Origin of the sequence: Nostoc sp. C117, from assembly GCF_043099735.1 — a bacterium.
Taxonomy (GTDB): Bacteria; Cyanobacteriota; Cyanobacteriia; order Cyanobacteriales; family Nostocaceae; genus Nostoc.
This window is the reverse complement of record NZ_CP170991.1, coordinates 6,701,994-6,717,372: the sequence shown is the minus strand read 5'-3', so window position 1 is coordinate 6,717,372 and position 15,379 is coordinate 6,701,994. Positions and strand designations below refer to the sequence as shown.

12 protein-coding genes are annotated in these 15,379 nt (G+C 39.4%); 9 read left to right on the top strand and 3 right to left on the bottom strand.

Annotated elements, in window-relative coordinates:
* Positions 1-30: 30 nt before the first annotated feature.
* Positions 31-1,674, bottom strand: a complete 1,644-nt coding sequence (locus ACFG4S_RS28720) for an acetolactate synthase large subunit (protein WP_392532303.1) — start codon at positions 1,672-1,674, stop codon at positions 31-33.
* Positions 1,675-1,784: 110 nt separating this feature from the next.
* Positions 1,785-3,152 (bottom strand): NAD-dependent succinate-semialdehyde dehydrogenase, encoded by a 1,368-nt coding sequence (locus ACFG4S_RS28715; RefSeq protein WP_392532302.1) that lies wholly within the window; start codon positions 3,150-3,152, stop codon positions 1,785-1,787.
* Between the two features lie 227 nt (positions 3,153-3,379).
* Here ACFG4S_RS28715 and ACFG4S_RS28710 point away from each other — a divergent pair, with 227 nt between their 5' ends.
* On the top strand, positions 3,380-4,003 hold the full coding sequence (locus ACFG4S_RS28710; protein ID WP_392532301.1) for a Uma2 family endonuclease: 624 nt from the start codon (positions 3,380-3,382) through the stop codon (positions 4,001-4,003).
* Between the two features lie 376 nt (positions 4,004-4,379).
* On the opposite strand, the gene ACFG4S_RS28705 is transcribed toward ACFG4S_RS28710, so the two are convergent.
* Positions 4,380-6,038 carry an adenylate/guanylate cyclase domain-containing protein gene (locus ACFG4S_RS28705; protein ID WP_392532300.1) on the bottom strand — a complete coding sequence of 553 codons (1,659 nt, stop codon included), beginning with the start codon at positions 6,036-6,038 and terminating at the stop codon, positions 4,380-4,382.
* A 627-nt stretch (positions 6,039-6,665) separates the two neighbouring features.
* Here ACFG4S_RS28705 and trxA point away from each other — a divergent pair.
* From trxA to ACFG4S_RS28665, 8 genes are all read left to right on the top strand, one after another.
* Positions 6,666-7,004: a thioredoxin gene (gene trxA / locus ACFG4S_RS28700; protein WP_392532299.1), complete on the top strand. Its 339-nt coding sequence runs from the start codon at positions 6,666-6,668 to the stop codon at positions 7,002-7,004.
* Positions 7,005-7,852: 848 nt separating this feature from the next.
* Positions 7,853-9,688, top strand: coding sequence for a fatty acyl-AMP ligase (locus ACFG4S_RS28695; protein ID WP_392532261.1), 1,836 nt, complete (start codon positions 7,853-7,855; stop codon positions 9,686-9,688).
* Positions 9,689-9,855: 167 nt separating this feature from the next.
* Positions 9,856-10,836 (top strand): acyl-CoA desaturase, encoded by a 981-nt coding sequence (locus ACFG4S_RS28690; RefSeq protein WP_392532260.1) that lies wholly within the window; start codon positions 9,856-9,858, stop codon positions 10,834-10,836.
* Between the two features lie 110 nt (positions 10,837-10,946).
* Complete coding sequence (locus ACFG4S_RS28685) at positions 10,947-11,234, top strand: acyl carrier protein (protein WP_392532259.1); 288 nt, start codon at positions 10,947-10,949, stop codon at positions 11,232-11,234.
* A gap of 49 nt (positions 11,235-11,283) precedes the next feature.
* Complete coding sequence (locus tag ACFG4S_RS28680) at positions 11,284-12,078, top strand: thioesterase II family protein (RefSeq protein WP_392532258.1); 795 nt, start codon at positions 11,284-11,286, stop codon at positions 12,076-12,078.
* Between the two features lie 135 nt (positions 12,079-12,213).
* Positions 12,214-13,794 carry an aminotransferase class I/II-fold pyridoxal phosphate-dependent enzyme gene (locus tag ACFG4S_RS28675; protein WP_392532257.1) on the top strand — a complete coding sequence of 527 codons (1,581 nt, stop codon included), beginning with the start codon at positions 12,214-12,216 and terminating at the stop codon, positions 13,792-13,794.
* Positions 13,795-13,818: 24 nt separating this feature from the next.
* Positions 13,819-14,112 carry an SDR family NAD(P)-dependent oxidoreductase gene (locus ACFG4S_RS28670; protein WP_392532298.1) on the top strand — a complete coding sequence of 98 codons (294 nt, stop codon included), beginning with the start codon at positions 13,819-13,821 and terminating at the stop codon, positions 14,110-14,112.
* Between the two features lie 108 nt (positions 14,113-14,220).
* Positions 14,221-15,249, top strand: coding sequence for a Rieske 2Fe-2S domain-containing protein (locus ACFG4S_RS28665; RefSeq protein WP_392532297.1), 1,029 nt, complete (start codon positions 14,221-14,223; stop codon positions 15,247-15,249).
* Positions 15,250-15,379 lie beyond the last annotated feature (130 nt).

Below are 15,379 nucleotides of genomic sequence, written 5' to 3'. Positions count from 1 at the left end.
CCCGTTACCGCTAACAGCACTCAGCACTCTTCATACTGCACAACTCAATTCGCCGGCTTTTTGACTAAAGCGGTGATTTTCCCGATAATCTACGGGACAATCTATCACCGCAGGTACATCTTGAGCTAGGGCTTCTTTAAGTGTGGGAATTAAATCTAGAGCTGATTCAACTCGGTAACCTTTTAAACCCATACTTTCAGCGAATTTGACAAAATCAGGATTGCTAAAATGCACAAAAGATGAGTTTCCTTTACCAAATTGATTTTCTTGCTTCCACTCAATTAAGCCATAACCACCATCATTAAAAATTATGGTGACAAAGGGGGTACCGACACGCAAAGCTGTTTCTAATTCCTGAGAATTCATCATAAAGCCGCCATCGCCTGTTACAGCAACAACTTTGCGCTGAGGATGAACGAGTTTTGCTGCTAAAGCGCCAGGAATAGCAATACCCATAGCTGCGAAGCCATTAGAAATAATACAAGTATTGGGGCTATGGCAATGATAATGACGAGCCATCCACATTTTATGTGCGCCAACATCAGAGATAACGATATCATCTGGTCCCATTACTTGCCGTAAATCATAAATTAGTTTTTGTGGCTTAATCGGAAATCCGTCATCATGGGCATATTGTTCGTAATCAGCACGAATATCTGACCTTAAGCTGATAGCAAAGGGATCGGGTTTACCTTGTCGGTCTGCTAATTTTAAAATTTCATAAAGAGAATCAGAAATATCTCCGACAACTTCGGCGTTGGGAATATAACTACTATCAATTTCCGCCGGACTTACCCCAATATGCACAATCGGAATTTCACCATTACGATTCCATTTTTTCGGAGAAAACTCAATCAAATCATAGCCAATCGCAATTACTAAATCTGTGTTGTCAAAGGCACAGGTAATAAAATCTCTTTGCTGTAATCCCACTGACCATAAAGCTAATTGATGTGTATAAGGAATTACGCCTTTACCCATAAAGGTATTAGCAACAGGTATATTTAGTAAGGTGGCAAATTGGGTTACAGCATCGCTGGCATGAGCGCGAATTGCCCCATTCCCGACTAAGATTAATGGGTTAACTGCTTGGCAAATTGCGGCTGCGGCTGCCCGAATACTCGCAAAAGAGGCATAGGTTTTTTCGCTATTATCCTTACGCAAAGGTTTGCCTTCTACAGACATAGCAGCAATATTTTCTGGCAAATCGATGTGAACTGCACCAGGTTTTTCTGATTGCGATCGCTTAAATGCTTTTCGCACTACTTCGGGTGTAATACTTGGTCGGACAATTTGCTTATTCCACTTAGTAACAGGTGCAAACATTGCCACCAAATCTAAATATTGATGGGATTCAATGTGCATTCTATCTGTTCCCACTTGACCGGTAATCGCCACTAAAGGCGCACCATCAAGGTTTGCATCTGCTACTCCCGTCATCAAATTAGTTGCCCCAGGACCAAGAGTAGAAAGACACACTCCGGCTTTTCCGGTTAAGCGTCCATAGACATCGGCCATGAATGCTGCACCCTGTTCGTGACGAGTTGTAATAAATTTAATGGAAGAATGTTTTAGCGCTTCCAAAACATGCAGGTTTTCTTCACCAGGGAGTCCAAAAATATATTGCACTCCTTCATTTTCTAGGCACTGCACCAATAATTCTGCTGTATTCATTTTATTTCCTAACTATTTATTTAGTCATTTGTCTTTTGTCATTAGTCCTTCGTCATTTGTCATTTGTCATTTTTTTGGCTAATGACCAATGACCAATGACTAATGACTAATCACTTCATCCACACAGTTTTTACGTTGACAAACTCATGTATCCCTTGGATACTCAATTCTCTGCCGTATCCAGAACGCTTAGTGCCACCGAAGGGCAATCGGGGATCGGATTTGACCATACTATTGATAAATACGGCGCCGGCTTCGATTTCTTCAACTAAGCGATCGCGTTCTTGGTCGTTGGTTGTCCAAGCGCTGGCACCTAAGCCAAAGGGTGAGTCATTAGCGAGTTTAATGGCAGCATCGATATCCGGAACCCGGAATAGCAAAGCTACTGGCCCAAAAAATTCTTCTTTGGCAATTGGTGTGTCAGGCGGGATATCTATGATAATCGTTGGCGGATAAAAGTTTCCAGGCCGATCTGATAATGGATGTCCACCGGTAAGAACTTGACCACCGTTTTTTGTGGCAGTTTGCACTTGTTGGTCTAAATCCTGGAGAATACCAGGAGTTGCCAGTGGTCCTATATCGGTGTCTGGTTGCATCGGATCGCCCACTTTTAGCGCCTCGAATTTTTCTACCAGCAATTTTTCAAATTTGTCAGCGATCGCCTCTGCTAAAATAAAACGCTTTGCTGCAATACATGATTGCCCGTTATTCAACATCCGCGCTGTAGTTGCTGTGACAACTGCTGCTTCTAAGTCAGCACTTTCTAACACAATGAATGGGTCGCTTCCTCCCAATTCCAAAACGGTTTTTTTAATTTGTTTGCCGGCGGCGACAGCGAGGGATATACCTGCTGGTTCGCTTCCAGTTAAGGTAGCAGCTTTTACGCGGTCATCCGCCATTAAATCGGCGACTTTGGCAGCACCAATTAACAGAGTTTGAAATACACCTTCGGGAAAACCTGCCCGTCGGATAATCTCTTCTATTGCCAAGGCACACTGCGGTACATTGGAAGCATGTTTGAGTAAGCCAACATTTCCCGCCATGAGTGCCGGTGCAGCAAAGCGGAAAACTTGCCAGAAAGGGAAATTCCAAGGCATTACCGCGAGAATTGCGCCCATTGGTTGGTAGCGAACAAAACTGTGGCTGGCATCAGTTTTTACATTGATATCAGCCAAAAAACTAGGGGCATTTTCCGCGTAGTAGCGACAGACAACGGCGCATTTTTCGACTTCAGCGATCGCTGCTTTCAAAGGCTTACCCATTTCCAGAGTCATTAACTTAGCAAATTCTGCTTTGTCTTGCTCTAAAATATCAGCAGCTTTTTGTAGCCATTGCGATCGCGTCAAAAAACTAGTCTGACGGTACTGTTCAAAAGTCTGATGAGCTAAATCGAGTTTAGCGTTAATTTCTGCATCGTTAAGCGGCTCAAAGGTTTGAAAAGTTTCCCCAGTGGCGGGATTAATGGTGGCGATCGCCATTACCTGGCCTCCCGTTAAAAAATAGCTTGAAGTAGGCTTCCTAGTGTTATACATGTAAATTGAGGAAGCTACCACCCAAATTCTAGTCTTTTAGCCAAAAATTAGCTGCTGAATATTACAATTTCGCAATTTTAATTGAATCAAACTATACCAATCAATAAGTATTAATATTGATGAATTAAATACAAATAAAGTTGCTATAATTTGCACAATTGAGGAATCAAGCTATGACTCAAGTCTTAGGCAAAGTAGTTACATTCGATGAGTTCGTTACTAAATATCCAGATAACAGAGGACAACGTTACGAACTATATAATGGACTAGTAGTAGAAATGCCTCAACCAACAGGCGAGCATGAAGAGGTGATTGGCTTTTTAGCCACAAAAATCACTTTAGAATATAGTCGCTTAAATCTTCGTTATTTTATCCCCAAAACAGTATTTGTCAAACCAGTTGAGAACGAGTCTGCTTATTCCCCAGATGTCCTGATACTAAATCAGCCTAATTTAGTTAATGAACCTCTGTGGAAAAAAGCATCAACTGTTAGTCAAGCAGCATCAATTCCTTTAGTAATTGAGGTGGTCAGTACAAACTGGCGTGATGATTATCTGAAAAAATACGCTGACTATGAAGAAATGGGAATTCCTGAATACTGGATTGTCGATTATGCTGCATTGGGCGGTAGGGAATTTATTGGCAAACCCAAACAACCGACTATTTTAGTTTGCTGTTTAGAAGAAGGTGAGTATCGCGTTAGTAAATTTCGAGGAGATGACCGTATTCAGTCGCCAACTTTTCCAGAGTTAGATTTGACCCCAGAGCAAATTTTTCGCGCTGGCAGACTCAGCTAAATTTAACATAAGGTTATTCAAGCTTCATCTCAAAATTAAGGAGACGCGATAAATCGCCGTCTCTACAAGTCTTTTGCTCTTATCTGAACTGTATTGACCTATAGAAAACAGGAAAATCAACTGATACTAGGGTTAAGCATCTCCCACATTTTATAAAATTATGACTTACGCAAGTGTCACAAAAAATTAAAACTTTTAGTTTGTAGTAAGGGCTACCCTGCGGGAACGCAACTCTTAGAGAGGCTCCGCCAACGCGAACAGCCCTGATTTTGAGGACTAAAGTCCTTACTACAAACTAAAAATAATATGCCAGTTGCGTAAGTCCTAAAAATAATTAGTGATTTTTCCCTATTCCCTATTCCCAATCATTCCTAAACTAAAGATGAATGATTGGATTAATAAGTGTTGATACTGGCTGCAATTTTGTCTGATAAACTTTGACCAATCTATCAATACCTTTGAAACGATAATCTCCCATTTCCTGGAAATCTGATGGTTCTGAAAGCATTTGATGGGTGGCTTCACTAATTACGCATTCACTCGGAGGACAAACTCCTTCCATACGAGCGGCAAGATTAATTGTCGCGCCTAATGCCGTATAATCTACCCTTTGGGAACTACCCACATCTCCAACGACAGCCTTACCACTATTAATCGCAATGCGTAGTTGTAGCGGTTCGTGCCAAAAACCATTGGCATTAAGATGTTCAAGACGAGTAAGCATTCCCTTGGCAGCGGTAACAGCGCGATCTGCGTGATCTAGTTGCGGTTCTGGAGCGCCGAAAAATGCCATAATACAATCGCCAATATATTTATCTAAAGTGCCACCGCAAGTAAACACTTCTTTTAACATTTCTTCAAATAAATTATTTAATAATTGAGCGATCGCAGTTGGTGTTAATCTTTCAGAAATCGCTGTAAAACCAACCAAATCTGCAAACAAAATACTAATTTCGCTTTCTGCTGGCGCTAAACGACCATCTGGCGACGCGCCTATAGATATCAACTGCTGTACGACTGCTGGAGAATGATAACGTTCTAATCGGTGACGAATCATTTCTTCTGTTTTCAGTTTCTCCACCAGCAACCAACGCTGGACGCTAGAAGCCACAAGGTTGGCTAAAGCCGAAAAAAAGCTCAGTTCTTCCTCGCCTTCATTTGCCCAATGGTAAGAAGAAAAATTGGCATCGGCATATAATACACCCACAACTTTATTTTCATCCCATAAAGGCACCGCCATTGCGCTGCGAATACCTTTGACTAAAATACTCTGTTCGCTAGCAAATCGTTCATCCTGATGAGTATCACCGGTTTGAATGACAACTTTTTCGTCAAATACCTTTTGACAGATACTACGACTAATCCAACTACCATCAGAAGGGAGATGTTTTTGTTGGGAAACGTTTCTGGTGGCTGCATTCACTAACTCTAAGTGGCCGCGACCATTGACATCAATTAACAAGCCTAAGCGATCGATACTATCAAGGTAACGAAAAACAACTTGTTGCACTTGCGAAAAAATCTCTTCTATGGATGCCGCCGCACAGAGATTTTTAGCTATATCAACTAAGTCTTTGAGACGGGCAATGGTTTTATCTTTATTGCTGATATTTCCATCCTTACTATCAGCTGCAATCCATTGCTGTTGTAATTGTTCGACATTGTGAAGAATTGTTCTTTGCTCATTAGTTTCCGAAGTTGGCACATACTCAGGTGTCAATGTCGAGTGGGAAACAGGGGTTGTAAGCATCACTACCAGGCTAGTATTACCCAGCCAAATTACATCTCCATGATGTAACTGTTGGGGAGAGTTAACAAGATATTTATTTACTTGCGTCCCGTTTTTACTGCCCAAATCTTCAATAGTCCACACACCATCAGCCATTTTTACAAGGCGGGCATGGTTGCGGGATACTCCAGCAAAAGGCAAGTACAAGTTACATTCTGGCAAACGACCAATTGTGAATACATCTTGTTCAACTGCGATGGTTGTATCGGTATCTCCCTCTTGTAGGCGTAGCGTAAGTTCAGTCATGAGTGTGATAGATCCATTGAAGCTACAGGTGTAAGCAACTCTCAGGTAAGTTATACCCTACAGGTTAACTCTTCACCTTTTCTTTATGACACTCTTAACTGCATTCCGACAACTACCTGTGTTTAATATTACAAAAAATATGAGATGGGAGGCAGATCTGTAAATTAGTGTCAACTTCAGCCAAAACCCGATTAAAGTCTAGTGAAATCTCATTTCTAGCAGTTGGGGAATGGCGATCGCTCCTTGTCGATGTAACCAATTCTGAACCTTGTTAGTAGAATTAATCGTAGCTCAATGAATATTTTTTGACATAGCTTGTTTAGCAAGATTTACACCAGTTTGCTTTTTTAAGTGAGGTGAAAAATGCCAGACTCAAAATCAGAATAAAAGTTTCTAACTCTTGCCGAAGCTCCCAAACTCGCTACTGCTATGCTATCCCGCCTCAAAATGCCTATCTTTGTACTTCATCCAAAGGAAAAGTGCTGTAATTAGAATGCTGATTAGGTTGACATTCCTAAATTATGGTTTACCAATCTAGAAAATTGATGAAATTGATACACATAACAAAGTATAGTTTGTATAGTCAGCCTGATACTAAGATTTTACTTTTACACTGGGGACTTAAAAATGTCTACTGATACTGACATAGTTGCTTATGTTCAAGAAAGTGAGTTTAATTCTCTTTTAACCGATACTGAAGAGAAAGTTATTGTTGTTGACTTTACTGCTACTTGGTGTGGTCCCTGTCGCCTGATCGCTCCATTAATGGATCAACTCGCCAGGGAATACAAAGGTCGTGCCAAAGTTGTGAAGATAGATGTTGATAGCAACAAGCCAATTTTCAAAAAATATGGTCTTCGTAGCATTCCAGCTGTTTTAATTTTCAAAGATGGTGTTTTAGAAGAGACTATCGTGGGAGTTTCTCCTTACGAGCAGTTCAGCAGTGCTGTCGAGAAGCTTCTTTAGTTAATTCGTAATGGGCTGCGCCCTGCTACGCTAACGTAATGGGCTGCGCCCCTACACATGAATTCCGCCATCACTCCGATCAATATAGCCATCTAAACTATCTGCAATATATAGTGTAACTTTCATTATTGTGCTTCACAATTTGCCATTTTTAACTTACCATTTTTCACTTAATTTAATTGATGTAAGCGATCGCTCACCCAACGACTTACGTTTTTTGAGTGTGCTATTTCAACTGATCTGCAATAAATTTGTATAAATAGGGGATGATTTGAGAATTTGGATCGATACATAAATAATCACCCCGTCTTCGTATCATCATGTCAGATCAGCTTTATTCAAAATTGGCTTTTTGGCAAATACTTTTTAAATTTGACAGATTATCTGTGAAATTTAAAAACTCAAACTAATGTCCTACAAAGGTTTCAGCCTTAGTTTGAGGGGCGCGAAAAAATAGATAAAGTCGAGCTAATACTCTGCATCACAATTTTCTCTAACTCATTGCCTCATTCTCAAGTTTCATTTGCAAAACTATGATTGGGGGATTGTTTCTGGTAGGAGCGGATCGCACAGCAACTCCATCTGCTCACACTCCGCAGACAAGTAATCGAAAGACTTCAGATGCTGCCAGCCAACCGTGTAAACTACAATTGAGATACGATAAATACTACATCATAACTAGAATTTAACTAACTTCTATAGATTATATAATCCCCTCTTAAAGCAAAAACTTTATTATTGAATATCTATTGAAATATAAAATAAATTGACCAAATAAATTAATGTTTGCTCCAATTTTTAAAGTTTAGATTTCCAACCTTTTAATAACACTACTCCAAGAGAGAGCGATGTCGCTTTGTTCAAATTACACCACGAATAGTAAACGGCAATTCGCCACTCTAGTAGACCTACTGCGCTACAGAGCGTTACAACAACCAAATCGAACAGCTTTCATCTTTCTTCAAAATGGCGAAACAGAATCAGGCAGATTAACTTATCAAGAACTAGACACCAAGGCGCAAAAAATTGCTTACCAGATTAGATTTAAAGCTTCTGCTGGAGAGCGGGTCTTGCTGCTATATCCGTCAGGACTAGATTTCATTACTGCCTTTTTTGGATGTCTGTATGCTGGGGTGATAGCAGTTCCTGCTTATCCACCAAGAGTAAACCAAAATCTGTTTCGTCTTCAGGCACTGGTGATAGATGCTCAAGCAAAGGTTGCTTTAACAACTACACCATTATTAGCTAACCTGGAGCCAAAATGGGTAGAAAGTTTAGAAATGCCTACAGTGCATTGGTTAGCAACCGATAACATAGATAGCAATCAGGGGATAGATTGGCAATATCCTGAAGAGGACAATGACGCCCTAGCTTTTCTCCAGTACACATCAGGATCTACAGGAAAACCAAAGGGTGTGATGGTGAGTCATGGAAATATCTTGCACAATTTAGCTCTGATTCAAAAGTATTTCGAGCATACGCCCAACAGCCAGGGAGTAATCTGGCTGCCGCCTTATCATGATATGGGGTTGATTGGTGGAGTGTTACAGCCCATCTACAGTGGTTTTCCAGTCATACTGATGTCGCCAATCGACTTTCTTCAGAAGCCTGTGCGCTGGCTGATGGCTATTTCTCGTTACAAAGCCACTACAAGCGGCGGACCGAATTTTGCTTATGACTTATGTATTAACAAGATTACGCCTCAACAGCGAGGAAGTCTCGATCTAAGTAGCTGGGATGTGGCTTTCAACGGAGCAGAGCCAATTCGTAGCGAAACATTGACAGAATTTACCACGACTTTTCATGCTTGCGGCTTTCGAGAGGAGGCATTTTACCCCTGCTATGGCATGGCTGAGACAACTTTATTGGTTTCGGGAGGGTTAAAAACAGCTTCTCCTGTAATTTACTCTGTGGATTCAGTAGCTTTAACACAGAATCAAGTAGTGAAAGCAACTGACAATTCCTCAGATGTGCGTGCAATTGTCAGTTGTGGTCATACTTTGTTAGAGCAAAAAGTCACAATTGTTGACTATGAAACTAGTTGTCAGTGTCCACCCGATCGAGTAGGAGAGATTTGGGTATCAAGTGCGAGTGTAGCTCAGGGCTATTGGAATCAACCTGAGCAGACTAAAAAGACCTTCCAAGCCGTCCTTGCAGACACTGGTGAAGGACCATTTTTGCGTACCGGCGACTTAGGATTTTTGCACAGAGGCGAACTCTTTATTACTGGCCGCTTGAAGGATGTGATTATCATTCGAGGTCGCAACCATTATCCTCAAGATATTGAGCAGACGGTTCAGCAGAGTCATCCATCTTTACGACTGGGCTGCGGAGCAGCTTTTGCTGTGCAAGTGGATGGCGAAGAAAAATTAGTTGTGGTGCAGGAAATAGAACGCACAACTCTGCGGCAGCTTGATTCAGAGATAGTGATTGGAGAAATTCGACGCGCCATTGCTAAGGAACACGATCTACAAGTGTATGGTCTGCAATTACTCAAACCTGGCAACATACCCAAAACCTCCAGTGGTAAAATCCAACGCGGTGTTTGTCGAAGTAGGTTTTTGGATAAAAGTCTAACTGTAGTGGGAGAGTGGTTACAAAATCCTCAAAGCCAAAGAAACTTCCAACAGCAACATCCTTGTGTAGAGGAAAACAAGTCGGATAATGCGATCTGTAGTGAGTAACGAGCTTGTCCCTGATTCCATCGCTCATCCCTAACCAACTTCTCATCTATATTCTGTGTTTATCAAGCAAGGTAGATGGCAGATATCAAAAGGGATCAATTGCTTATTTTAAATAAATGTCAAACCGTCTGGCAAAGCATTATTTAAATATGAAGTCAGTAAACATAATGTCTACAAACAATGGTTTTGAAAAAGAGCAAAAATTAATGACGAGTTTTCCTGATAAAAGTAAAAAAATAATTCCAAATAGTAGTATGCTGGCTTCACAGCATCTGCGTGGTTTTGCAATTACTCTAATTCCTTTATTAGGGTTTGTTACTGCGATCGCTCTGCTGAACACATATCAGATTGGCTATGTTGAAATAGGTCTACTTTTAGGGATGTGGATATTGACCGGTAGTGGAATTACTGTAGGATTCCATCGACACTTTGCCCATCGAGCCTTTCAAACCAACACAGCGATAAAAGTTATCCTCACAATCTTTGGCTGCATGGCCGGACAAGGCCCATTAATTTACTGGGTAACTGTACATAGACGACACCATGAATACAGCGACCAACCAGGCGACCCTCACTCACCACATCTTCAAAAAGATGGAAATTTCGCTTGGTTGTATGGACTATGGCACGCTCACGTTAATTGGATATTCAATCATGAAATTCCTAACCCGATTTACTACGCGCCAGAACTTTTGCGAGACAAGATTATCTTGAAAGTTAATCAATTGTATTTAGTTTGGTTATTTCTGGGACTGGCAATTCCTACGATTATGGGAGGAATAATCAGAGGATCTTTAATAGGTGCTTTGTATGGATTTCTCTGGGGAGGATTAGTGCGACTTTTCCTGTGTGAAAATATGACCTTGAGTATCAACTCAATCACCCACTTTTATGGTTCCCGTCCTTTCCACACTAATGACCATAGTACTAACAATATTTGGTTAGCTATTCCTACATTAGGCGAGTCTTGGCATAACAATCATCATGCCTTTATTAACTCAGCAATCTTTGGACTGGAATGGTGGCAATTTGATTTTGGTGCGCGGGTTATCCGTGGGCTAGAAAAATTAGGTTTAGTTTGGGATGTTAAGATTCCTACTAAGCAAATGATTGAATCTAAAAAAGCTGCATACGATAAGGTCGCTTAGGTAAGTTCCAAAGTCGTTTTGATCGATCAACTATACTTATTAAAACTATGAAGTTTGAAAGAGTACAAATCCAAAATTCTGACGTCCCTAATATCTCTACACAAATAAGTATGAACAAAATTGATTACTCGGAAGTAGATATCAAAAAGCAGGTTCCAACAGAAGCAGCAATTCAAGTCTGGTTAGTTTCTTATCTTTCTAAAGTATTAGAACTTAATCCAGATAAAATGGATATAAAAGCTACTTTTGATCGTTATGGTTTAGATTCTCTTATTACTGTAACTATGACTAGTGATTTGGAACAATGGCTAGGATATGAAGTAGACCCTAGTCTACCATACAGTTACTCTAGCATTGAGTCTCTGGCTAACTATTTAGCAGAGAAATATAAGATTTAACCATAAACAATTCTCTCTTAGTTTCTCCGGTTACTAAAATATAGATTTAATGCTTGAAACCAAATATCTGCTGAGTTCACCTCCTCGCATCTCCTCGTGGGTTTGTTCTCAACCAAATCCCCAAGCACGTATTCGTCTATTTTGCTTTCCACATGGTGGTTCTGGTCCGCACGCTTTTCGTAATTGGCATAAATTTTTGCCAGAAAGTATAGAAGTTTATGGATTGCAGCTACCTGGAAGAGGTAGCAGGTTGCGAGAAACTCCTTTCACTTCTATGGAGTCTCTCGTCCAAGTATTAGTTACTCAAATGACTCCTGATACCGATAAACCGTTCGCCTTTTTTGGTCATAGTTTAGGTGCAAATATCTGCTTTGAAGTTACTCGTCAACTACAACGCCAAGGTAACTCATATCCAGTTCATTTATTCATTGCTAGTTGTCGCGCACCTCAATTACCTAAGAAGATTACTCCCTTTTCTAAATTCTCTGATATCGAATTTATAGAGCATTTGCGTCGTGCTAATAGTGTTCCAGAAGAAATTTTGCAAAACCCAAAGTTAATACAACTATTTTTACCTGCTTTGCGGTCTGATGCAGAACTCGAAGAAACATATATCTACCATCCTGATGAACCTTTTGATTGCCCAATATCAGCTTTTGGAGGTATGGAAGATACAATAGTGACTCAACAAGAGATTGCTGCATGGCGTTATCAAACTCGTAATTCTTTTCTGATGGAAATGTTTCCAGGAGACCACTTTTTTATAAACAACCAACTAGCACCTTTGTTGAAGAGTTTATCTGAGCAACTTCAGCAGTATCTATGTCTTAACTCTATGAATTAACTAATTTTTAGGTGTGCTTTGTAGAGGATAGAGTAGCTGAAAAAATGCTGAAGTTATACAGAGAAGATAAACTATTTTCTCTAGTTTATTTTCAATAATCGCAAATCACAAGTGCTTGTTAAGGAGTTAGAAACAGTGGTAGAAAATAAAGTTTATTCTCTTCCCATACACTCAAATTCGTTTTCAAATGTAGAAGCTATTCAAAGTTTGTTAATCTCTATGTTAGCGGAAAGACTAGAGAGAGAGCCTGGTGAAATAGATATTTATAAAGATTTTAGTGATTACAGCATAAGTTCACTAGAAGCTATAAATTTATCAGCTAACCTAGAAAAAATCTTAAATCATAAGTTTTCCCCTACTCTATTTTGGGATTATTCCAATATCAACACTTTGAGTTTATATTTAGCTGAACAGATGAATGTTTCAGAATCAATTTCTGAATTAAGTGCAGACAAGGAGCCTAATAATTCACTCATAGAAAATACAAAATACGTTGAAATTCTGCCAGAGTATTATAATTTTGAGTTCTATCCTAAGTACCTTCAATTAGAGCAACAACTAGCAGAAATTGAGGCTTTAGGTACTACTAATCCCTTTTTTACAGTTCACGATGGAGTTGCAAAGGATACAACAATCGTAGATCAAAGGAAACTGATTAACTATTCCACCTATAATTACTTAGGAATGTCTGGCGACTCAACAATATCAAAAGCAGCCAAACAAGCCATTGATTATTATGGGACTTCCGTTTCTGCTAGCCGAATTTCTTCAGGAGAAAAGTTATTGCATCTTGAGTTAGAGAAAGAAATAGCAGACTTGATCGGCACTGAAGACTGTATTGTATATGTTGGAGGTCATGCGACTAATGTGGCAACAATTAGTCATTTATTCGGACGAGATGACTTAATTGTCTATGACCTACTTGACCATAATAGTATTTTAGAAGGCTGTTTGCTTTCTGGAGCAACTATGATTGCTTTTCCTCATAACGAATGGCAAGCACTCGATAAAATACTATACGAACACCGTCATAATTATAAAAGGGTACTTGTTGTTATTGAAGGTGTTTACAGTGCAGATGGAGATATCCCCAATCTACCAAAATTTATCGAGGTCAAGAAACGTCATAAAGCTTTTTTAATGGTAGACGAAGCTCATTCTATTGGTGTTCTTGGTAAGCAAGGCCGGGGAATTGGTGAATATTTTGCGATTGATCCTATTGATGTAGATTTATGGATGGGTACTCTTAGTAAATCGTTTGCTAGTTGCGGTGGTTATATTGCAGGGTGCAAAGCATTGGTGAAATACCTGAAATATACTGCTCCAGGCTTTGTTTATAGTGTAGGTATTTCGCCACCCAACGCAGGAGCAGCATTAGCAGCTATTAGGTTACTGAAAGCTCAACCAGAGCGAGTCTCTTGTCTTCAGCAACGAGCAAAATTATTCTTGGAATTAGCTAAGGAACGAGGACTTAATACAGGTATGAGTGGTGACTCAGCTATAGTGTCAATTATTCTTGGTAAATCTTTACAGTCTATACAGTTGGCAGAAGCACTTTTTAATCGAGACATCAACGTTCAACCGATGTTTTATCCATCTGTTCCAGAAAACGCAGCTCGTCTACGCTTTTTTATTAGTTGTAATCATACAGAGGAACAAATTCATTTCACTGTGGATACTTTAGTTGAAGAATGGACGAAAATAAAAAGTAAGTAATCTACGTTAATATCAACATTTTTGATGAATTACTCTCAAAAACACGTTATTATTACTGGTGGTTCTAGTGGAATTGGTAAGGCTACAGCGAAATTATTAGCAAGTCTTGGTGCAAATATTTCGATTATCGCTCGTAACGAAAATGTATTGGCAACAGCAAAGGCAGAAATTGAGGTAATGCGATCGCATTCTACTCAGGATATTATAGCTATCTCAGCTGATGTTGCAGACCGGACACAAGCAGAACAAGTCATTAATGGAGCAATCAATACAAAGATCAGATCCTCTACACTATGGGTACAACTGGGAAAGAATTAGCAAAAATTCGAGCTTCTCAGTTTGCGAAACTCAATTAATTGACTAGCTAGCGATTAATCTATAGGGACGCATACCTGTACATCAGTCATTAAAATTTGAGGTTAGTTAATGAATTTAATAGGGAAATTAAACACACAGGCTTTCAGTTCTCGTTCAGCATTTTCAACTTTTCCAAATGGTTGGTTTGTTGTTGCATTAAGCAAAGATATTCCTCCTGGAAAAATTAGAGCGCTTCGCTACTTTGGAAAAGATTTTATTTTATTTCGTACCAAGAATGGCACTCCTCATATTCTCAATGCTCATTGCCCACATTTGGGGGCGCATCTTGGCTATGGGGGACGAGTTGAAGGAGAAGCTATCCAATGTCCGTTTCACGGGTGGAAGTTCGGAGGCAATGGTCAATGTATAGATGTACCATACACTAATAAAATCCCCCCTAAAGCACAAATCCCTACTTGGCTAGTCCATGAAGTTAATGGATTAATTCTGATGTACCATCATACAGAGAATATTCCCCCTCAGTGGAATATCCCAAATATATCTGAATATACTTCTGGGGAATGGACTGAATTGCGCTTTCTTCATCAATGGAAAGTACGCACAAATATTGCAGAGTACGGAGAAAATAGTTACGATACCGCTCACTTTTCATTTGTACATTCAAAGGTATTTAACTATGCTAAAAGCGAGTTTTTAGAAGTAAATGGTTCGACGCTTATCCATCAAATATCTGTTAATTTAAAACCTTCCTTTGCTGCTAAAGTTTTAGGGGTTGAAAATGAATTTCCAATTAAAATTACTCGTTATGGATCGGGATACGAAATTTTTCATGTATCTTTAAAAGGAAAAATTAATATCGATTGGATATATTTATTTCTGACAACCCCAATTGATGAAGAGTATATTGAGGTTCGCTTACTCTTTAGTATGAAGACAATTGTCAATCAAGCTATAACCTCTCTTATAGCCAAAATAATCAATTCTGATGTTAAAGAAGCTCAAGATGAAGATATAACAATTTGGGAAAACAAGATTTATTGCAGTGACCCAATCCTTTGCGATGGTGATGGGCCTATCATGAAATATCGGCGTTGGGTAAGCCAATTTTATTCAGATAAGCTATTGATTAATGACTGAAATTATTTGATAAATTTGATTTATTAATCTATGTCTTAACTCTATGAATTAACTAATTTTTAGGTGTGATTTGTAGAGGATAAATTTTTTAAACGTTTCCTATGTCTTTTTTAGAACAGACAGGTATTGC

Bases quoted from the DNA above. Each gene is read 5' to 3' on its own strand.
- ACFG4S_RS28715 (WP_392532302.1), bottom strand. From the start codon at position 3,152: ATGGCGATCGCCACCATTAATCCCGCCACTGGGGAAACTTTTCAAACC.
- ACFG4S_RS28695 (WP_392532261.1), top strand. From the start codon at position 7,853: ATGTCGCTTTGTTCAAATTACACCACGAATAGTAAACGGCAATTCGCC.
- ACFG4S_RS28705 (WP_392532300.1), bottom strand. From the start codon at position 6,038: ATGACTGAACTTACGCTACGCCTACAAGAGGGAGATACCGATACAACC.
- ACFG4S_RS28665 (WP_392532297.1), top strand. From the start codon at position 14,221: ATGAATTTAATAGGGAAATTAAACACACAGGCTTTCAGTTCTCGTTCA.
- ACFG4S_RS28710 (WP_392532301.1), top strand. From the start codon at position 3,380: ATGACTCAAGTCTTAGGCAAAGTAGTTACATTCGATGAGTTCGTTACT.
- ACFG4S_RS28690 (WP_392532260.1), top strand. From the start codon at position 9,856: ATGTCTACAAACAATGGTTTTGAAAAAGAGCAAAAATTAATGACGAGT.
- ACFG4S_RS28680 (WP_392532258.1), top strand. From the start codon at position 11,284: ATGCTTGAAACCAAATATCTGCTGAGTTCACCTCCTCGCATCTCCTCG.
- trxA (WP_392532299.1), top strand. From the start codon at position 6,666: ATGTCTACTGATACTGACATAGTTGCTTATGTTCAAGAAAGTGAGTTT.
- ACFG4S_RS28670 (WP_392532298.1), top strand. From the start codon at position 13,819: ATGAATTACTCTCAAAAACACGTTATTATTACTGGTGGTTCTAGTGGA.
- ACFG4S_RS28685 (WP_392532259.1), top strand. From the start codon at position 10,947: ATGAACAAAATTGATTACTCGGAAGTAGATATCAAAAAGCAGGTTCCA.
- ACFG4S_RS28720 (WP_392532303.1), bottom strand. From the start codon at position 1,674: ATGAATACAGCAGAATTATTGGTGCAGTGCCTAGAAAATGAAGGAGTG.